Source organism: Dyella humicola (assembly GCF_026283945.1).
GTDB classification, from domain to species: domain Bacteria; phylum Pseudomonadota; class Gammaproteobacteria; order Xanthomonadales; family Rhodanobacteraceae; genus Dyella; species Dyella humicola.
Map to the genome: position 1 here is coordinate 868,249 of NZ_JAPDPC010000001.1, position 20,371 is coordinate 888,619.

General features: G+C 59.4%; 16 protein-coding genes. 11 read left to right on the forward strand and 5 right to left on the reverse strand.

From position 1 onward, the window contains the following. Positions 1–26: 26 nt before the first annotated feature. Positions 27–3,671 (forward strand): ATP-binding protein, encoded by a 3,645-nt coding sequence (locus OUZ30_RS03745; RefSeq protein ID WP_266180842.1) that lies wholly within the window; start codon positions 27–29, stop codon positions 3,669–3,671. Between the two features lie 361 nt (positions 3,672–4,032). On the opposite strand, the gene OUZ30_RS03750 is transcribed toward OUZ30_RS03745, so the two are convergent. Then, positions 4,033–4,704: a glutathione S-transferase family protein gene (locus OUZ30_RS03750; protein ID WP_266180843.1), complete on the reverse strand. Its 672-nt coding sequence runs from the start codon at positions 4,702–4,704 to the stop codon at positions 4,033–4,035. Positions 4,705–4,896: 192 nt separating this feature from the next. Here OUZ30_RS03750 and bla point away from each other — a divergent pair, with 192 nt between their 5' ends. The 5 genes from bla (at position 4,897) to OUZ30_RS03775 (ending at position 10,567) form a co-directional block, all read left to right on the forward strand. Further along, positions 4,897–5,922 (forward strand): class A beta-lactamase, encoded by a 1,026-nt coding sequence (bla, locus tag OUZ30_RS03755; protein ID WP_266180845.1) that lies wholly within the window; start codon positions 4,897–4,899, stop codon positions 5,920–5,922. Positions 5,923–6,174: 252 nt separating this feature from the next. Then, positions 6,175–7,365 carry an alpha/beta fold hydrolase gene (locus OUZ30_RS03760; RefSeq protein WP_266180846.1) on the forward strand — a complete coding sequence of 397 codons (1,191 nt, stop codon included), beginning with the start codon at positions 6,175–6,177 and terminating at the stop codon, positions 7,363–7,365. A gap of 496 nt (positions 7,366–7,861) precedes the next feature. Next, positions 7,862–8,845: a hypothetical protein gene (locus tag OUZ30_RS03765; RefSeq protein WP_266180847.1), complete on the forward strand. Its 984-nt coding sequence runs from the start codon at positions 7,862–7,864 to the stop codon at positions 8,843–8,845. 122 nt (positions 8,846–8,967) lie between these two features. Then, positions 8,968–10,209, forward strand: coding sequence for a molybdopterin-dependent oxidoreductase (locus tag OUZ30_RS03770; protein ID WP_266180849.1), 1,242 nt, complete (start codon positions 8,968–8,970; stop codon positions 10,207–10,209). A gap of 10 nt (positions 10,210–10,219) precedes the next feature. Beyond that, on the forward strand, positions 10,220–10,567 hold the full coding sequence (locus tag OUZ30_RS03775; RefSeq protein ID WP_266180850.1) for a hypothetical protein: 348 nt from the start codon (positions 10,220–10,222) through the stop codon (positions 10,565–10,567). A 28-nt stretch (positions 10,568–10,595) separates the two neighbouring features. Here the strand turns inward: OUZ30_RS03775 and OUZ30_RS03780 are convergent, their stop codons facing one another. Next, positions 10,596–10,994, reverse strand: coding sequence for a DUF302 domain-containing protein (locus OUZ30_RS03780; protein ID WP_266180851.1), 399 nt, complete (start codon positions 10,992–10,994; stop codon positions 10,596–10,598). Positions 10,995–11,362: 368 nt separating this feature from the next. Here OUZ30_RS03780 and OUZ30_RS03785 point away from each other — a divergent pair, with 368 nt between their 5' ends. The 4 genes from OUZ30_RS03785 (at position 11,363) to OUZ30_RS03800 (ending at position 15,134) form a co-directional block, all read left to right on the forward strand. Next, entirely contained in the window at positions 11,363–11,839 is a 477-nt protein-coding gene (locus tag OUZ30_RS03785) for a YqhA family protein (RefSeq protein WP_266180852.1), read from the forward strand. Positions 11,840–12,011: 172 nt separating this feature from the next. After that, positions 12,012–12,473, forward strand: a complete 462-nt coding sequence (locus tag OUZ30_RS03790) for a hypothetical protein (protein WP_266180853.1) — start codon at positions 12,012–12,014, stop codon at positions 12,471–12,473. A 291-nt stretch (positions 12,474–12,764) separates the two neighbouring features. Then, a complete protein-coding gene (locus tag OUZ30_RS03795; RefSeq protein WP_266180854.1) occupies positions 12,765–14,087 on the forward strand; it encodes a Xaa-Pro dipeptidase in 1,323 nt (440 codons plus the stop codon). Positions 14,088–14,357: 270 nt separating this feature from the next. Next, on the forward strand, positions 14,358–15,134 hold the full coding sequence (locus OUZ30_RS03800) for a class I SAM-dependent methyltransferase (protein WP_266180855.1): 777 nt from the start codon (positions 14,358–14,360) through the stop codon (positions 15,132–15,134). A 241-nt stretch (positions 15,135–15,375) separates the two neighbouring features. On the opposite strand, the gene OUZ30_RS03805 is transcribed toward OUZ30_RS03800, so the two are convergent. The 3 genes from OUZ30_RS03805 to OUZ30_RS03815 form a co-directional block, all read right to left on the reverse strand. Beyond that, positions 15,376–16,899 (reverse strand): flavin-containing monooxygenase, encoded by a 1,524-nt coding sequence (locus OUZ30_RS03805; RefSeq protein WP_266180856.1) that lies wholly within the window; start codon positions 16,897–16,899, stop codon positions 15,376–15,378. Between the two features lie 157 nt (positions 16,900–17,056). Next, positions 17,057–17,863: a family 1 encapsulin nanocompartment shell protein gene (locus OUZ30_RS03810; RefSeq protein ID WP_266180857.1), complete on the reverse strand. Its 807-nt coding sequence runs from the start codon at positions 17,861–17,863 to the stop codon at positions 17,057–17,059. Then, positions 17,856–18,908, reverse strand: coding sequence for a Dyp-type peroxidase (locus OUZ30_RS03815; RefSeq protein WP_266180858.1), 1,053 nt, complete (start codon positions 18,906–18,908; stop codon positions 17,856–17,858). The genes OUZ30_RS03810 and OUZ30_RS03815 overlap by 8 nt, the downstream gene beginning before the upstream one ends. Before the next feature lie 331 nt (positions 18,909–19,239). On the opposite strand from OUZ30_RS03815, the gene OUZ30_RS03820 reads away from it, so the two are divergent. Then, positions 19,240–20,340: a thioredoxin family protein gene (locus OUZ30_RS03820; RefSeq protein WP_266180859.1), complete on the forward strand. Its 1,101-nt coding sequence runs from the start codon at positions 19,240–19,242 to the stop codon at positions 20,338–20,340. Positions 20,341–20,371: the final 31 nt, after the last annotated feature.

A 20,371-nucleotide genomic window follows, 5' to 3' on the forward strand; every position in this document is an offset into this window, starting at 1 on the left:
GGATTTTGCCAAGAGGAAGGCTCCCGATGTTCAACGATACTGTTTCTGCCCTTGCGGCCATAACCGATGCCGCTCAGTTTGAGCGTATCGCCACCGCTGTATTGCGCTGTGCCATACCGAGCCTCTACGCGAACCTGTCACATCAAGGGGTTAATACCGATGGTAAGACCGTCAAGGCACCTCTCGACAACGTTGGCTGGGTGCATACGGGCGGTGGAGCTATGCTGGTTGCGGTGGCCCACACCACGGCAGCGCGTGGCGATCTCGATGGAAAGTGGTTGCATGACCCGGCTACGGTCAAGCCTCGAAAGAAGGGAAGGAAACCAACCCAGCCGGCTGGCGACCTGGTCAAGGCGATTGAAGAAATAGGGGAGATCCGAAAGGATTGCCCGGGCTTGGAGGCAACTCTTGCTCTAACGACGAATCGCGAAGAGCCGGCAGAAGTACGCGTAAAGGCACACAAATTGGCAGAGGCCAATGACATTTCGATCGATGTTTGGTCGGTGTCTCGGCTGGCACAATTTTTGGACACCAATCCGGAAGGGCAAGCCATCCGGCTCGAATATTTGGGTGTGAATCCGACTCGGCTCTCAATGAAGGAGCTTCTGCGGGTCGGCAAGAAATGCTTGTCTAGTAGATTAGTCGAGACAACGGCCGACGAGGTCGTGGCTCGTGATATGAGCTATTTGTCGGGCCATGCACTACTGTCCGGTGCCTCCGGGATGGGTAAGACAACCGTTTGCACGAGTGCCCTGTCCGAGGCCCTTCGGCGAAATCGACCCTGTATTGTCATCGAGGATCAAACGATCCGGCAGGCCGTCACGATTGAGGAGGCGCTCGATATTGAGTTGCGGCGCTATTCATCGTCACTGGAGGCCAACTCAGGTACGCGAGCACTTGAGCTATGTTCTGAGCTTGAACCACTGCTGGTGGTCGTTGAAGACATTAATCGTTCGGATAACACGGAGCGATTGCTCAACAAACTGATTAGCTGGGCGCTTCGAAGTTCGCCGGGAACCATTGACGCACGGTGGCGATTGGCTTGCCCCGTGTGGCCTCGTTTTCTTGCTTCTATCGACAAGAAGGAGGAAGTCGATAAAGCAGGAATGGTGCACGTCATCGGCCTCTATACTGATGATCAAGCCCGCGAGGCTGTCCAGAGGCGTGGCACGCAATTTGGGCAAGCCTTAGACGAGCTGGCCGCCGCCGCGATTGCGAAGGCTCTGGGTAATGATCCGTTGCTGATTGGCCTTTACGACTTCCGGTCGAGCGCGCCATCTCACAACGTCATTGCAAAGTATGTTGCCGACGAGCTTGATCGCGTCTCCCTAAGAGTGCATTTCACGACAAGCGAACTGGAAGACGCTATTCGTCTACTGGCTACTGAAATGTTGGAGATGCGGAACCTCCAGCCAACTTGGCGTGACGTTCAGTCCTGGCTGACCAACGAACGTGATGTATCCGCGTTGCGCGCATTAGTTGCAGATGCTCGGTTGCTTCGGCTGTCGAGGAGCGGGCGCGGAGAAGTCCTAGATGCGAGACATGATCGTGTGCTATTTCACATCCTGGCGGACGCTGTCAGTCATAAGTTGCAGGAACTGACGGGCGCGGCGTATTTTTCAGATCCGTACTTTGCCGAGATAGTCGGCATGGGCGCGGTGATTTGCCGACTAGAGAGCGAGCGCCTTGTCGGACTGATGACAGATAGTCCGTTGGTTCCCTTCTACGCCCTCAAATACGCCTTAGGGAGCGGTGGCGACTATGCAAATGCTGCTGCCGGTGCCATAGAGCAATGGGTCCAATCGGAGGGCCGGAGGGGAGCGCAGTACTTCGGTCGACGTTATCTTGGTCTCGTGATTCTTGCTGAAATCGATGACCCTATTGTCAGCGAGCTGACGTCGATGTTTCCGGCAGAAGATATGCATCAGGCATTCTTCGAAGCTAGATTTCGGAATGGTGACATCGGTGCGGGCCTGAACTGGCTAACCGAATACTCCTTTGAGGTTAGCTTCCCTGGACGTCGCGAATTGGTTGATCGAGTTCGGCAGAAGTATGGAAGTGCATTGGTGCGGGCACTCGATGCCATCCTAAGGAACCAAGGAGTGCCAGAACGAGCGCTTGTCGGCGCGCTAATACTAGCGGGTTATATCGCGGAACCTAGCCTCGCGCCCGCGGTCCGGGAAGCTTGGCGGCATTGTGTTGACTCTCGCCATCTCAGAGTGTTCCTGTGGGCTGCAGCACGTGTTTGCGGAGATGAAGCAGAAGCAACCCTTGCACCAATTTGCGACGCATGGGAAGCGCTTCCACATGAGAATGGTGTAAACAGCGTCAGCCCGCGGAACGATCTAGCTGCCTACGGCGTTGACTGGAAGTTCAGTGAAGAAGTGCCTCGCTCAGCCATCCCCTACTTCGTCGAGCGAGCCGCGAGATCGGAGGCCTTGTATTGGCAAATTACATTCATGCTTAGAGGAGTTGACGATCCGGTTGCTGTGCAACATGAAGCCGAATACCTCGCAAGGCGGAGTCGCGACGCCGATGGCGGGGGATTTATTGATCACTTCCTGAAGGACGAGTGGCGGCGTCGCGATGAGCAAGGCCGCCCCATGTCGAGGGCTAGCAAGGATCGGCTGTTCGGTATCTCTGATGATGATTCTAATGATGACCATCTGAGAAAACAGGCCTTTTATCTTTGGGAGTCGAGCGTCGATTCGCGCGATGTTGGTCTCGCGCGGACAGTTGCTATTGGTGACGTACGATTCAATGCTTCCCTGTGGTGTCGAGCAAGGCGAGGGGACCTGACAGTTGTCAGTGACATCCTGCTAAAGATTGATGGGAACCCCAAATACTGGTGGCAGGTGGGGCGCTATCTCTGGAGTCCCCTATTAACCGACAAACTTCAAGATGCGCTGGAGGACTTCGCTAGCTCGCCTGCGCAGCAAAAGGAAGATGACGTTGGTTGGATTCTTCCCGAACTGATACTTCGGCTTGACTTGGAGACCGCGGAACGAATCCTTTTAGGTGTATGGAGCAAGCTTGGTCGTGTGCCTTGGTTTCTACAGGCAGCGCTTGTGCTGGCTACACCAAAGTTGGTTGGACTTGCCGCGGCTGTTCTTGAGGAAGCGACAGATCCAAGCGCACTTTTGAAGCATTTTTCGTTTACGGCGGGACTAGGCATTAATGGTCGAGATGGCTTTACGCGCTCACGGCAGGTAGAAGTCCTGCAACCGTACCTCCATCTACTGTCTGATCACGATCTTTTCCGAGTATGGGATGTTTGCATCAAACGCGGTTGGTTGGACCTTGCCCACAATCATGTAGAGCCAGTGATACGCGGTCGGACCAGCGAGCTTGCTCTTGGCTTTCGAGGTTCCTCGATCGATTCATCTGGGCTAGATGCCGAACTGGATGGAAGTCGCGCTGGGACGGCTCGTTTCTGGTTCGAAGATGCTGTTAGGAGAGGGGCCTCAAGAACCGAGGTGATCCCCTATCTGTTCGATTGGTTGAAGGAAAGGAACACGGCAGCGGCGCTGGCGGTTGTGGCAGAGGTGCTCGCCCAGGACGGTAGCCGAAGGGATTTTGAACAGCTCAAGGAGATTGCGATGGACGCGCCAAATTCCGAGCCAATTATGGAAACGCTTCAGTTCGACATCTATAGGCGCACCCTTACTTGACTGCTTCGCCCAGCTTAAATTTGGAGTTGACTCAAGCTGGGTCACAAGTCGGGGCACTAACTTTACGCAGCTGAGCGGTTGGGGCAACCAAAACCTTACAGCTTGCGCGATCCGGATAACGGGCTACCTTCAACCTTACACCGTTGGACTGAACGGACTCACTTTGTAGGGTAAAAGCTGTTTTTTTTGGCGCAAAGTGCCAACCTTACATTGTTGTAGTCAACACTTCCATTTTGAGATATCGCTTAGGCCCGCAGTGTCAGATGCGTGAGCAGAAGCCCCCGATTTGTCGGGGGCTTCTCTTTTTGAAAAGTGGGCATCTTAGCGGCGGTTTGTATGCCGAATGGTGGGCGCTGGGCTTTCAGCTCAGCAGCTCATAGGGGCCGCCACGCTCGAGCGCGCGCTGATAGGCGGGGCGCTGATGAATACGTTCTAGAAAGGCCGCGATATGCGGGTAGGTAGCGTGGCTGCCACCGCGCGCGCTGGCCGCTTCCAGCGGAAAACTCATCTGGATGTCGGCTGCGCTGAACGTATCGCCCACGAACCAGCCCGTCTTGGCGAGTGTTTCGTCGATATAGGAAAGATGCAGCTTCAGTTGCGGATCGACGAAGCCGGTTTGCAGTGAGCTCGCGATCTTGCGCGCAATCGGCTTCGCGAAGAACGGCATGGGCGCGTGGGCGATGCGCGACGCCACCAGCTTCAGCAGCAGCGGTGGCATGGCCGAACCTTCCGCGTAATGCAGCCAGTAGATATAGCGCAAGCGTTCGGGTGTGCCCGTTGTGGGAGCGAGGTGGCCGGCACCGTAACGCTCGATCAGATACTCGATGATCGCGCCGGATTCGGCGATGATCAGGCCGTCATCCTCGATGACCGGAGACTTGCCGAGTGGATGGATCGCCCGAAGTTCGGGCGGTGCGAGCATGGTTTTCTTGTCGCGCTCGTAGCGTCGGATGTCGTACGGCACCCCAAGTTCCTCGAGCAGCCACAGCACGCGCTGGGAGCGGGAGTTGTTCAAGTGGTGGACGATGAGCATAAGGATGCTGCCTTGGGATGGTATGCGCATCGTACTGAGGCCCTGCCGCTGCCGGTACTGGCGCGAGCAACATCGCACCAACGGGGATTCCCGTGCCCGGTGCCCTGCATATCGTCAGAGACAAGCCATAAGCTTGCCATTCCGGTGTGCAAACTGGTCTGCTGATCATCCATGACTGCAAGGACGTATTCGATGAAGATGTCGCGTGTTCGTGCTCCGGCCATTGCCGGATGCTTGCTCAATCTTGCGCTCGCTTGCTTGTCGCCCTCCGTCGAAGCTTTCGAGCAGCCTTCAACAGCGGTGGCACAGACCGACCTCCAGCACACGCTGGAGGCGCTGGCGCAGCGCGCCCGTCCCGGGTTGCTCGGGATCGCCGTGTTGGATCTGCAGAGCGGCAACGCATGGCGAGTCAATGCAGACCACGCCTATCCGATGATGAGCATGTTCAAGGCCCCGGTTGCCGCCGCGGTGTTGTCCCGCGTCGAGCGAGGCGAGTTGACGCTGGGGCAGCAGGTCACCATCAAGCGCGCCGAGGTCATGCGCGGTTCGGCCGTGCCCTCGATCGGCGCCCGGTTCCAGGGCGAGGAAATGACCTTCACGGTCGACCAGCTGCTCACCGCGGCGGTGAGCGAAAGCGACAACACGGCCGTGGACGCCCTGATCCGGGTGGTCGGCGGTCCTCAGGTCGTGACATCGTTCCTGCATGCGCATGGCATCGATGGCATGCGCGTGGACCTGGATGAGGCCGGACTGCGGCGTGTGTTCAGCGGCCTCGTGCAAGGAGAGGCGGTGCCAACGAACGAGTCGCCGGAAGCAACGGATGCGCGGTACGAGCGCGGATTCCAGGCTTTCATGGCCGATCCGCGCAACCGCAGTACGCCTGATGCCGCCGTCACCTTCCTCAGTAAACTCTGGCGCAACGAGTTGCTGCCGCCGAAGTCGACGCAGCACTTGTTGCGCCTGATGTATGCCCAAACCATCCCCAACCGTCTGCGGGCAGGCTTGCCCAAGGATGTTCGCTTCGCCGACAAAACCGGCACATCCGGATCGTTCGATGGCGAAGTCGGGGCCTATAACGATATCGGCATACTGACCTGGCCCGACGGACACACCGTCATCGTTGCCGCCTTCCTCAGTGGTTCGCGCGCCTCGGATGCCGAACGTGATGCGTTGTTCGCCGAGCTGGGGCGACGTATTGCCGCGGCGTTTCAACGCTGACCCAAGCTCGCGGACGTCCATGCCCGGACGTCCGTGTCATTGTCCGCGGACGATGATGTCCAGCCGTCGGGCACCGGCAAGCAGTTGAAATGACACGATTCCGCCGTTGAGGATTCGCTGGCACGCGGATTGCTGGGACGTCGGGTAACGGCGCCGCGTTGCGGAGTGGACACAGGCGCCAGCCATGCCCTGCAGTCATCGAGCTTGGATGACTTCAGTGGCTCGACGCAAATCCAAACGGGGAGAGTTACCTTGGCAAAGTTCCGCACATCATTTCTTTTCGCGCTGACCCTGGTGGTTGGCATCGCGGCAGTCGATGCCTTATCGGTCGCCGCAGCTGCGGACGTTGTCGGCAATGCGGCGGCGCCGGTCGGAGCCAAATCGTCGATGGTGTCACGTGACGAGGTGACGCGGATTCTCGAGAGCAATCGCAAGATCGTCTCGCCCCAGGGCGTCGACGAAATGATCAAGCTGCGCATCGGTGGCATCGATCAATGGCTGTCGATTCGCGGCAAGGACCGGCGCAACCCGATCCTGTTGTTCCTGCACGGCGGTCCGGCCTCGCCGGCCATGCCGGAGGCGTATACGTTCCAGACGGCCTGGGAGGACTACTTCACCGTGGTGCAGTGGGATCAGCGCGGCGCCGGCAAGACTTATCGGGCCAATAGCGAAGAGGCGATGGCGCCGGGCATGAGCGTGGAAGGCCAGGTCAATGATGCGGCGGAGGTGGTCCAGTACTTGCGCCAGCGCTTCGGCAAAGAAAAGATTTTCCTGCTCGGGCATTCCTGGGGTTCGGTGTTGGGCGTGCATCTGGCGCAGCAGCACCCGGACTGGTTCTACGCCTATATCTCGGTAGGACAGGTGGTGAACGGGCGCCGCAATGAAGAAGTGGGTTACGCCTTCGCCATGCAGCAGGCGAAAGCGCAGGGCAACGACGAGGCCGTGCACGAACTGCAAGCCCTCGCACCCTATCCAGGCACCAAGCTGACGCTCGACCGTATCGGCATGCGCAGCAAATGGGAGATGTACTACGGCGGTCTCGCCTATGGCCGCAAGGACTACCAGTTCGAAGACGATGTGGAGAAGCTCTCACCCGACTACAGCCAGCAAGACCTCGACGCCATCGGCAAGGGCAGCCTGTTCTCGCTGGACCATCTCCTGCCATCGCTGTTCGCCGTCGACTTCGACCACGTGACGCACTTCGGATGCCCCGTCATCGTGTACGTGGGGCAGCACGACTACACCACGCCGCACGAATTGGCCGAGCAATGGTTCAACGATATCCAGGCACCATCGAAGCGACTGGTCTCGTTCGCTGACTCGGCGCACATGATGATGCAGGAACAACCCGGTCGCTTCCTGGTGCATCTGGTGAACGATGCGTTGCCATTGGCACAGAAGTCGGGAGATTCGGCACCTGCCGAAGTTACACGCGACCGCTGACTTGGCCTTTTCCTGGTATGGCGGCAATGACAGGTGTTGCCAGTCCTGGGGCTTGGGCGTTCTAGCCGGTGTGAGGCCGATCCCTGCCCACACCGGCCTCCGGGCCTAGGGATGTTGATGACAAGGCATTCCATTGGGTGAGACATCGCGTGCGTGCTTGCGACCGCAGGTAATCAGGCGACTGTCCCCGGCGCCGCCACGGTCCTGGAGGTATCGTCACTCAGCTCCACGATGACAGGGAGTTCACTTGCTGTTCCCTCGAAACAGAGCAGACTTGACGACCGTCACTTCGGGAATGCCTAGGGTGCAGCACCGGTCCACCAAAGAAAGTCTCTTTCGCCGCAGCGGCGGGCGCTGGTCGCCTGTCTTGCTTCTGGCGGTTTGCATGGGGCCGACTCTCGCGGCCCAGGGTCAGGGCGCAGCGACGCATTCGCCTACGGCTGTATCGCAAGGACCGAGCGCAGAGCCACTGTCCATCCAGGTTAACGATGATCGGATGACGCTTGCGCTAACTCGGGTTCCCCAGGTGTATCTCTTCGGCAGCATCGACGCTGATGCGCCGCGTCGATTTGAAGGCTTGATGAAGTCGAGGAAGATTCCCCCGGGTTCCGACATCTATCTGAATTCACCAGGAGGCGATTTGAAAGCCGGTCTGGCGTTGGGACGGTTATTCCGATCCGAAGCGATGGTGACGCATCTAGGGGCGCCTAGGAAGAAGCTGCGTTCGGGCCCAGCACCCAGGGACTCCCTATGCGTGGGCGCTTGTACCTATGCGTACTTTGGCGGGCTCTATCGATGGGCGGTGACGGGTAACGACCGCATCGGCCTGAACTCTTTCAACACGACAAATCCCAAGGGTAGAGATGCGGAAACGCCGCCGCAGGTGCCGGGTGAAGTGGCTTCGTACTTGAAGGAGATGGGCATCGATCAGGAGGCGTTGATGCAGGCGTCGATGACCTCGAACGATCAGATCGTCTGGTTGTCTCCCGAGCAAATGCTCGCCTCCGGGCTTGCCAATAACGGACGCTTGCCGCCGACCTCAAAATATCTCCCGTCGGCAGGGGGCTCATTTCTCGAGCTCAGCCAAATCGCTCGCGACGGCGAGCACAAGATCACCTTCCAGTGCCGGCCTGACGGACTCACGCTCAGTTCCTCCTTCAAGGTAGGCCTTGATCGCGCAAGACAGCTCGCTGCGCGGGGCGCTGGGGCGTACTTCCAGGTCGATCAACTGGAGATGTTGCCGGAACAGCGCGCTAGTGTGGATGACGCCAACCAGTCGCTGGTGATCGATCGCCCGTTCCCCATGGGAGGGCTGGCGCGTCTGTTGACGGCGACGTCCATGGGGGCCTGGATCAGTGACCGCAATGGTGCCGTTCGTTATGGCTTCACCTTCGAACTCGATCCGGTAAGGGATGAACTCAAGGCCTACTATGCGAGCTGCAAACAGGTCGCCGAGCGCGCGAAATCACAGAAGCCCTGAGAGCACGGTAACGCCTGCCCTGCCAGGTGATCCCGGCGCTACAATCGACGCATCGGTTGGCTGAACACCCTGCGACACTGCGTTGATCGCGGCATACGGATTGCACTTGCGAGGGCACCGACATGAGCAACGAGCTAGGTCCCACGGCGTCATCACGTCGCCGCTTCCTGCAATCGGCGGGCCTCTTCGGATCCGTTGGGCTACTCGGCGCGGGCACGGCGCTGGCAGGTTCAGCCACGTCCATCCGCTTGCCGTTTGCCAACGGCTATCGTGACCTCACCAGCGAGTTTCCGCAGAAGGGTCAGATGATTCTACTGCGCGGACGGCCGCCGTTATTGGAAACGCCGTTCGACGTATTCGATCACGGCGTATTCACGCCGAACAATCGCTTCTATGTACGCTGGCACCTGGCCTCCATCCCTACGGATGTGGATGCGGCGGCTTTCCGTTTGAATGTCCATGGCCAGGTCGGCAAGAGCCTGTCGCTGAGCCTGCATGAGCTCATGACCGAGTTCGAGCCCGTCGAGCTGGCGGCGGTAAATCAGTGCTCTGGCAATTCGCGCGGACATTTCAATCCGCGTGTACCGGGCGGCCAGTGGGATAACGGTGCCATGGGCTGCGCGCGCTGGACCGGTGTGCGGCTCAAGGATGTGCTGGATCGGGCGGGTGTCAATGCGGGGGCCGTGCAAGTGCGCTTTAACGGCCTGGACACCGGGTTGATTCCGGCTACGCCGGACTTTATGAAGTCGCTGGATATCGAGCATGCGCGCGATGGCGAGGTTCTCATCGCTTACGGGATGAATGGCGAACAGCTACCCCTGTTGAATGGCTTTCCCACGCGGCTTGTCGTACCCGGTTGGTATGCCACCTACTGGGTCAAGATGCTCAATGACATCGAAGTGCTCGACACCACCGACGACAACTACTGGATGGCCAAGGCCTATCTGATTCCGGATACGCCACATGCGGATGTCGCGCCGGGCCAGACCGGATTCAAGAGCGTGCCGATCAATCGCATGGGGCCGCGCTCCTTCTTCACCAACCTGCACGACGGGGCAAAGGTTTTGGCTGGACATGCGGCGTCGCTGCGCGGCATCGCCTTTGGCGGCGACACGGGCGTAGCCAAAGTCATGTGGTCGGGCGATGGCGGTGCGCACTGGCAAGAGGCGCGGCTGGAGCAGGACTTCGGCAAGTACAGCTTCCGCCGCTGGAACGCGCAGTACACGCCGCGCACGAAGGGCGAAGACGTGCTGATGGTCAAGGCGATCAATAGCAATGGTGTTGAGCAGCCCATGACGCCGAACTGGAATACCGGCGGCTTCATGCGCAATGTGATCGAGTCGATCAAGCTCACGGTGGGGTGAGGACAAGGCCATGAATCACGCCCGCATGCTTTGTCTTGAACTCGTGTTGCTCGCACTGGGGATGGATATGGCCAGCGCGCAGGAGCGCACTGCACCCATTACGATCCATTCGGTATCCGTGCAATTGCCTGCCGGCCAAGCCGAATTTCCGCCGGGTCCTGGCGCAGATGCCGCGGGAAAGTGTCTGATTTGCCACTCCGCCGACATGGTGTTGAAGCAGCCGCTGATCTCGGAAGCGGCGTGGAGAAGCGTGATCAACAAAATGCGCAGCGCCTATGGCGCGCCGATTACCGATGACGATGTCAACCTGCTCACCGCGTACATGACGCGCATCAACGCGGACCAGCAAACCCACTAGCGGCGCAGGGCCAGTCGACTACCAAGGTTCAATGGGCGGCCTGTTCCAGCAGGCCGATGGCGCCCGCGAGGTTCTCGGTCATGGCTGCCGGCAGCCCATGGCGTCGCGTAATGTAGTCAGGCGCGTTGTAGGCGATCCAAGTGGTTCCCTGCTCGTCCTCCCACACGAGTGCCTTCAGGGGAAGATCCAGTCCGGCGGCGGGTTCGGCTTGCATCAAGGGCGTTCCGGCCTTTGGAGTGCCGAAGATCAGCATCTGCTCTGGACGCAGCTCGAGCCCGGCACGTGCCGCGTCCCCACTGAAATCGATGCGCGCAAATATCATCACCCCGTGTGCCTTGAGCTGCTGCTCGATCTTCTCCATGGTTTGCGGCACATCATGTTCGGATCGAAGGCGAACCATGCCTTGATCGACGTGGGTAGTTGACATGATCGGGTCTCCGGGGGGCGGTTGCCGTGCGAGTGACCAACGAAACGTCTTCATCAGACCAGTCTACTTGCCAGCGTCAGCTTGATGGGTGGCTGCCTTGTGGATGCGCAGTCGCCGAGGAATCGTTGACGGCTGGCAAGCGAGACCATGGTACGGCTTGTGCCCACGTCCATGGTTCGCTTCTGCTACTAAGCTAACGTTCCGAGTGCCAACGGGTATTGGCAAGTTCGCTAGTCTTCACGGGCGCTTCACGGCTCACGCGGGGTCATGGGCCCGGCACTGAAAAGCGGAGTCATGCGGTCCGGAGGAGGCCAAGTTGTTCTGTCTTCAGCATGCCCAGTCGTGTTCACCTGAGAGAGGTTGCACCGATGCTGCGCCGTATCCTGGCCTCAAGCCGCTACATCATGCTCGTTCCCATCATTGGGACGTTTCTTAGCTTCGTGGCCTTGATTTTCTATGAGGCGATTGTGCTCTCCGCAAGCGTTGTCGATACCGCCCGAAACGGTACGATCTCGGCCAAGTCGGTGAAAATATTCGCCGTAAGCATCGTCGAGGCGGTGGATGTATTTCTTATCGCCATCGCCATCTACATCATCAGTATCGGCCTCTATTCGCTGTTCGTTGACGACAAATTGCCGCTGCCGAAATGGCTGGAGGTCAATAACCTTGAGGATCTGAAGGGAAACCTGGTCAGCGTTGTCATCGCCGTGCTGGCGGTCCTGTTTCTCCGCGAAGTCGTTGCCTGGGATGGCAGTGGCGATATCGCGACCTTTGGTGTGGCCCTTGCCTTTGTTGTAGCGGCGCTGACATTTTTCCTGATGAAGAATAACGTCAGGCGACAATGAGCTCGCGCTGCTATCCGATACGCGCGTCGTGACGAAGCGCGACCCGGGGCCATGCGCCCATCCACTCTGAATATCAGCTATCCACCCGAAGCTGCGATCCCGCCCAAGGCTATGGTCTTTTCTCAATGGCGACCCTGATAATGCCGGCGCATTTACACACTGGGAGGGTCGCATGAAATTGCTGTTCAAGCGCATGATTTTGACTGCTGGATTGGGCATGTTGTTGCCATTGTCGGCGTATGCCGATATGCCGGGGCGTCACCCCGCTTATCTGCACGCGTTGTCCGATCTTCGCGCGGCTCGCTGGATGCTTGAGCATCGACCGGGCGACGCCGCTGTCAGCAGTCAGGAGGATGTGGCGATCGATGAGATCGACCACGCCATCGGTGAAATCAAGCGCGCTTCGTACGACGATGGCAAGGACCTGCGCGATCATCCGGCGGTCGATATGCCGATGGACGGCCCGGGGCGCCTGCATAAGGCTGTCGAACTGCTCGCCAAGGTCCACAGCGACATCGATCGCGAGGAAGACGATCCGGAGAGCCGGGAGTTTAAGCATCGTGCCCTTATGCACGTCGATGAGGCAGCCCACGCCGTGGAGCATGCCATCCACGATGTGCGCGATGGCCGCTGAGTTCCAGCCAGCCTGACCTGACTCACATCCGAAACGGCCGCTCAACCTGTTGAGCGGCCGTTTTTATTGAGGGATGGAAAAGGGGGCCGGGCGGAGGCGGCCTATCCAGGCGTGCCAGCGCCTGGGGCGCGACCTGGTGGGGTACCCATGCATGACCAACGACGGGGGCAGGGGCCGGCCATCCACGGTAAGGTGGCAGCGGGGGATATCGCATGATCGTGGCGCAACGCGCATCGTCTGGCTGTCCACCCGTACAGCTACCTTGCCTATTGCCCACGGAGATTTCGTCTCATGCGTTTACTGCCTCTTTTCGCCGCCATCACCCTGATCCTCGGAACGAGCGGTGTTGCCCGGGCCGATGATGCACCAGCCGCGGCCCCTGCCCGGGTCGTCGTCCGCGCTGCCCACCTGGTGGACGTGCAAAGCGGTACGGTGCGTGACAATCCGCTGGTCGTGATCGAGGGCGAGCGTATTACCGACGTTCGCTACGACGGCCAGGTGCCAGCCGGGGCCAACGTGATCGACCTTGGCGGCGCCACCCTGCTGCCCGGCCTGATCGACTGCCACGTGCACCTGACCGGTGACCCGGGCGAGGTCAAGGGCGACTATTACGAGTCCGTGCTCAAGCGCAGCGCGATCGACTCGGCCATCCTTTCGCCGATCTATGCCAAGCGCACGCTGGATGCCGGCTTCACCACAGTGCGCAATCTCGGTGCCAGCGATTATGTCGACGTCGCCTTGCGCAATGCCATCAATCGCGGTGACATCCCCGGCCCACGCATGCTGGTGTCCGGCCCGCCGCTGGGCGCCACCGGCGGACATGCTGACGACACCACTGGCTTCTCGCCGTGGATCGAATTCCATGGTGTCGACGGCGTCGCCGATGGCGTGGACGCGATCCGCCATCGCGTTCGCGAGAACGTCAAGAACGGCGCCGATGTCATCAAGTTCATGGCCAGCGCGGGCGTGCTCAGTGCGGAGACATCGGTGGGCGCACCGCAATATTCGCAGGAAGAGATGAACGCGATCGTCGACGAAGCGCATCGCTGGGGCAAGAAGGTGGCGGCGCACGCGCACGGCGCAGAAGCCATCAAGATGGCCATACGCGCCGGCGTGGACTCGATCGAGCACAGCAGCATGATCGACGATGAAGGCCTGAAGCTGGCCAAGCAGCACGGCACCTATCTCGATTTTGATGTCTACAACGACGACTACATCCTCAGCGAATACGCAAAAAAAGGCTTTCCCGCCAGCACGCTCGATAAGGAAAGGTTGGTGGGCCGCACGCAGCGCGAGAACTTCCAGCGCGCCGTGAAGGTGGGCGAGAAGCTTGCCTTCGGCACCGATGCCGGCGTTTATCCACATGGCTGGAACGGTAAACAGTTCGCCACCATGACCCAATGGGGAATGACGCCGATGCAGTCCATCCAGGCTGCTACCGTCAACGCCGCAGACCTGCTCGGTATCAAGGACAAGGTGGGCGCCGTGGCGCCGGGTTACTACGCCGACCTCGTCGCCGTTGGCGGCGACCCCATCAAGGACATCGCACAACTCCAACACGTCAGCTTCGTGATGAAGAGTGGTGCCGTGGAAAAGAACGAACTCAAGCGCTGAAGCAAAGAACACGTGATCATCGCAGGCTGCGCGCGTCTAACCGTCTCGGCGCGCGCAGCCACATTCGCGATGTTCGGCGCGGTGGTCTCACATGCGATCACACGCATGACATCGCAGCCAGCCAAATCAGAAACGGAGCAATCTCAGGGTGTGCTCGCATCGCCACCGCCGGCTACGTAGTGCTGATAGCCGTTGGATGCTCGGGCGGCATCGCCGCGTCGTCCGGCAATGGGAACCGCACTGCATAGGCTTCGTGATAGGCTCAATGACATGGACGCGACCGCCAAGATTTCGTACCCATCAACGGGACACACCAGCTGCCTTCAAGTCGAAGATCATTCCTTTTGGTTTAAGCACCGGAACGAATGCATCTCGGCACTGATCGGGCGGTTCTTTGCCTCGGGACGATTCGTCGATGTCGGCGGTGGAAATGGTTTCGTTGCGCGCAAACTCGTTGATGACGGGTTGGATGTCATCCTGGTGGAGCCGGGCGCCGATGGTGCCCGCCATGCGCGTGAACTTCGCGGGCTCGAGAATGTAATCCATGGCACCTTGTTGGACGCCATGCCCCTTCTGGGGGAGGCGGGTGCCATCGGCGCGTTCGATGTCGTCGAACACGTCGAGGACGATGCGGCATTCATTGATCAGGTGGCTGACGCTCTGAGCGAACGTGGACTTTTCTTTGCTACCGTGCCTGCATACCAGTGGCTTTGGTCAAGCGCCGATGACGAGGCAGGGCACTACCGACGCTACACGAGCAGAAGCTTCACGGACCTGCTGTCGACGAGGTTCGATATGCTGTTCAGCAGCTACTTCTTCGCGCCGCTAATTCCACCTGTCGCGATCTCGCGCGCCTTGCCTTATCGCCTTGGCCGGCGAGGGGCAAGGGACGATGAGAGCGCGGCGCGCGAGCACGGCACATCCAATGGCATGGCTACAAGGGCCATGAGCGCCATGCTAAGGCATGAAGTCAGGCGCATCTCGACCATCAAGCCCTTGAAGTTCGGCTCCAGCCTTATCGTCGCGGCACGCAAGAAGGCTATCTGACTTTGTCTCCGGACATACGCGCGCCAGCAGGGCTGCGTTCGGGTGTCGTCGAATGGAGGTGGTCGTGAATAGGCCAACCGCGACGTGAGACGTGGTGCGAATGCTTCGTGTCGCAGGTCGTCAGAGTAAAGGTCTTCGGCATTGCGTGGTTGATCCGCGCCTTGTGGATCACGGTCATGATGCCAAAGGCCACAGGAGACTTGCACTGACGTCGCCTTGCTCAATTCATTAACATATCGATTCACCCAAGGCTAGACACGTCATCTGTCGCTTTCGGACGTGCATAGGTGTCGCTGTGCGCATCGAACTCAAGGGCAGGGTCGTCGATGGGTAGCTTGAGCAGCATCCGGCGATCGAATTCGTAATTGTGCATCACACGCCACGGCACGCTTCGACCCTGGCGTGGCATGGATGTTCCACCCCGGAGCACGTATCCCGACGACAGCGAATCCAGGATCGTTTCGCTCTGCATCTCGTTGGTGGGTGCGCGCGGTGTGACGGTGGCCAGGTGACGGTCGTCCATGTAGTTAAGCAGCCGGCAGATGTAGCTCGCGGCAAGGTCCACCTTTAGTGTCCAGGATGCGTTGGTATAGCCAAAGATCACGGCCATGTTCGGCGTATCTTGCAGAAGGACGCCCTTGTAGGTCATCAGTTCACCCACCGGACGTTCGTCGCCATCGACATCCAGCGTCGCCCCACCTAGCGCCTGCAACTGAAACCCGGTTGCCGTGATGATGATGTCGGCTTCGAGTGTCTTGCCCGAGGTGAGTCGAATTCCCGACTCGGTGAAGGTGTCGATCGTATCCGTCACGATGGACGCCTTTCCCTTCCGAAGCACCTCGAACAGATCGCCATCGGGCACGGCGCACAGGCGCTGGTCCCATGGACCGTACCTCGGCGAAAAGTTCTTCAGGTCTACATCGGGGCCCACCCGCTTGCGTACACTTGCCAAAAGCAATGCGCGCACTTGAGCGGGCCAACGCTTCGCTGCCTTGTAGATGAGCCGCTGCAGATAGATATTGCGCTTGCGCGCGATCGCATAGACGAGGCGCGCGGGAAGAATATGTCGTAAGCCTGCGGAAATGCCGTCATGGGCCGGAAGCGAGAAAATATAGCTTGGTGATCGCTGAAGCAGCGTGATATGGGCGGTTTCTTCGGCCATCGCAGGTACGATCGTCACCGCCGTCGCACCGCTGCCAATGACGATAACGCGCTTGCCGCGATACGCCAGACCCTCGGGCCAACGTTGGGGGTGAATGAACTGCCCCTGGTAGCGATCGATGCCGGGATAGTCGGGCAGGTAGCCCTTCTCGTGGTCGAAGTACCCAGTGCAGGTAATGAGGAAATCGCAAGTGAAACGGCAGGCCTGATCATTTTTCGCATTCACCGCGATGACGGTCCAATGCTTCTGTTCAGTGGACCAGGAAGCTCGCGTCACTCCGATGCCGAAGCGAATGCGCCTGTCCACCCCGTAGGCGCGTGCCGTTTCCTCCACGTAGGCTCGAATCGATGGGCCATCGGCAAGAACCTTGAGTTCGTTCCATGGCCGAAACTGATAGCCGAAACTAAACATGTCCGAGTCGGAGCGGACACCTGGATAGCGAAACAAATCCCATGTGCCACCGATCGCGTTACGACGCTCAAGCAGGCCTACGTTCTTCCCTGGGCAATCGATGGCCAGATGACACGCCATGCCTATGCCCGAGAGCCCGGCGCCGATAATCAGCACATCGTAATGGGTGTTTTCCTGGTGATGGCCACTCATGTCGCGTGCCCTCCCGTGCTGCGGATGTCGCGACCTGGATAGCGTACCTCGCTTTTCGATCCCGGGGCTCTGGGTATGAGGCCGAGCGGGCGCACGTGGCAGTCGTGCCTGGCGCCTTCAGCAATGGCAGATTTCCTAGACGCCGTCCGACATGGTCTTACTTGCCGCTAGGTGAAAGCACCACGGCGGCCTCGGCGGTCAATTGCAGGAAGGTGAAAGTCTCCTGAAAGTACAAACGGACGGCACTCTCGGAATGTCCCAGATAGCCGATGGAGATGTCCTGGCCAAGATGCAGCTCGAAATCGCCGCCACGCGTGCTGAGCACGACGCCGCCGCTGATGGCAGGCGCCCAGATGATTTCCCCATCCACCAGGTTTCGCATGTCCCGGATAATGGGATAGCCCTCCTGGGTCGCCGCGCTGACCGTGGTGTAAGGCCCTTCACCCAACAAGAGCGTGTAGGGGCCATTGACACCCATGTCGCGCAACTGGCTGACCGCTTGCGCGACCGCAGCGGGGTAACCTTCGACATGCTTCGGCAGGGCGATGGCCTTGTTGCTGCTGCCTTTGTGAATGCCGCGAATGTGGGCCAGTTCGTAGCCTTCGAACACGGCGCGATCTTCGGCGAAGGCGATCTTTTGAGCCGCATCCTTGAGTGGCTGCAAATCCGGATCGTTCGCCCCGCGCTCGACCGAATCGATGGCGCGACGCGTAAGCTCGAACGGAACGCGTAGTTGCACCAGGGCCTTCACGTCACGCAACCAGGCTTCGATGCCAGCGTCCGGCGGCTGGATGACGTCCAGGTGTCCTGTGCCTACGGCCGAGTACTCGGGGCCTTTGGGCCCCAGCACATCCACGACCCGCCGTGCTGCCAGGTGGCGCTTCAGTGTTCGCGCCGCTTCCTGCTCGATCTGTTCCCACGCCTTGGCGGAAATGGGCGCAAGCTCCCGGTGCAGATTATTCATGGGCTGGTGCTCCTTTGAGCGAACCGATACCGAGCGAACCGTCTGAGGACTGTGGATGGGTATGCGCAGCGTCGAGCACCTCCTCTTCGTCAGCAGGGGGCGATGAGGAAACGTCTTCCGCTGGTACGTTGGCGAGGAAGGTTGCCGACGGCACAAAGAACAATGTTCCCGTCACCGCCTTGCTGAAGTCGAGCAGGCGGTCATAGTTGCCGGGTGGCTTGCCGACGAACATGTTGGTAAGCATTTGCTCAATGCGGACCGGGGAGCGTGCATAGCCGATGAAGTACGTGCCGAACTCGCCCTTGCCAACGTCACCGAAAGGCATGTTGTCGCGCACGATTTGCAGCTCTTCGCCGTTCTCTTCGATGGTCGTGAGCACGTTGTGGGCGTAGGTCGGCTTGGCGGCATCGTCAAGTTCGATGTCGGACAGCTTCCTGCGGCCAATGATGCGCTCTTGTTGTTCAACGGGCACCGCGTTCCACGCCTTCAGGTCATGCAGGTACTTCTGCACGATGACATAGCTGCCCCCGATAAAGGCCGGGTCCTCGTCGCCGATGATCGTAGCGTCCTTGGCATCCTGGTCCACGGGGTTTTCGGTGCCATCGACAAAACCCAACAGGTCGCGCGCGTCGAAGTACTTGAAGCCATGCACTTCATCAGCGGTGGTAGCGATGTCGCCTAGTCGGGACATGATCTGGGTTGCCAACTCAAAGCAAAGGTCCATGTGCGTGGCACGGATATGGAAGAGTAGGTCGCCCGGTGTAGAGACGGCGTGGTGCTCGCCACGGATCTCCTGAAACGTATGCAGGTTGGCGGGCCTGGGGTTCGGAAATATTTGGCCCCAAGCGTCCGAGCCAAAGCCCATGACGCACGACAGGCGCCCATCCGGAGCGCGGAAGCCGATGGCACGCAAGAGCGATGCCAGGTCACTGCAAAGCGTGCGCACCGCTTGGCCGGCGCGTGGATCCGGCTTCAGTGTGAGCACGAGAAAGATGGCCGACTGCGTAAGCTTTTCGGCAACCGGTTGCGCAACAGTCGTAGGCACACTCCACTCCTTTTTGATCGGGGTTTTGATGCATGGTTGTCGCGTCGTGATGCGCCCGTGCGGACCTGCAATCAGTCCCACTCGATGATGGCTTCGTTCGCCGAACTCTGGCGTGGACAGGGATTTACCACGCCCGCCTGGATGGCAATGGCTAGACCCTTTACCGCGCCCTACGGTAGGGACCGAATATCGTTGAGATTAACCCGGTCCAGGCTGCGCCATTATCCACGCGATCGCCAGACGCGCGCGCCCATATCTTGATCCTATAGACGCAACGACAACGCCAGGGGTGTAACGATGCAGGCTTTGAGGGAGTTCCCGGCGAGGGAGCATGTCCATCATGAATGCGAGCAAGTTCTTGCCGACCTTGATGATCACCTGCGTGATGGGGATGTCAATCGGGGCCTATGTGGAGGCCAGTGGCGTGCCCATGCCAGCAGAACCACAGCGTATGGATCTGCCTGTCGAAGGCGATATGCCTTCGCTCAGCGGGGCGACCGGGTGGCTCAATTCGCAGCCACTGACCCCAGCCGGTCTGCGCGGAAAAGTCGTGCTGGTGGATTTCTGGACCTATTCCTGTATCAACTCGATACGTCAGCTTCCTTATCTGCGCGCGTGGGCCAGGAAATACAAGGACCAAGGATTGGTGGTGATCGGCGTGCACTCGCCCGAGTTCGCCTTTGAAAAAAATCTCGACAACGTTCGTCAGGCCGTCACCGATCTCAGGGTCGGTTCCCCCATTGCTACCGCGATCGACAGCAATCATGGGATTTGGCAGGCCTTCAACAATGAATACTGGCCCGCAATCTATATCGTGGACGCCCATGGCCGCATTCGACACCATGTGTTTGGTGAAGGCGAGTACGACCAGACCGAAAGAGTGATTCAACAATTGCTGGCCGATGCCGGGGCACGCAACGTCGATCAAACGCTGGTCTCGGGCGATGGCCGGGGCATCGACGCTGCCCCGGACCTGGCCGACCTGAAGTCACCGGAAACCTATGTCGGTTCGGAACGCGCGGAGAACTTCGCGTCCAAGGGGGGCAGCCTGTTCAGCAGCCATGGCGTCTATTCCGCCCCTGAATCGTTGAACCTCAACCATTGGGCCCTGGTAGGCGATTGGACGATAGAGAAGCACTCCGCGGTCATGAACAAGGCCGGTGGACGCATCGTGTATCGCTTTCACGCGCGCGATCTTCATCTGGTCATGGGGCCGAGGGCGAAAGGAACGCCGGTAAAATTTCGCGTGCTGATCGACGGAAAGCCTCCGGGCGATGCTCACGGCGTTGACGTCGACGAGCAGGGAAACGGTACGGTTTCCGAACAGCGTTTGTATCAGCTCATTCGGCAACCGGGGCCAGTCGCCGATCGGGAGTTCCAGATCGAATTTCTCGACCCGGGTGCAGAGGCCTTTGTATTCACCTTTGGCTGAGTCGGTCCAGGCCTTCGGCGTCGCTAATACC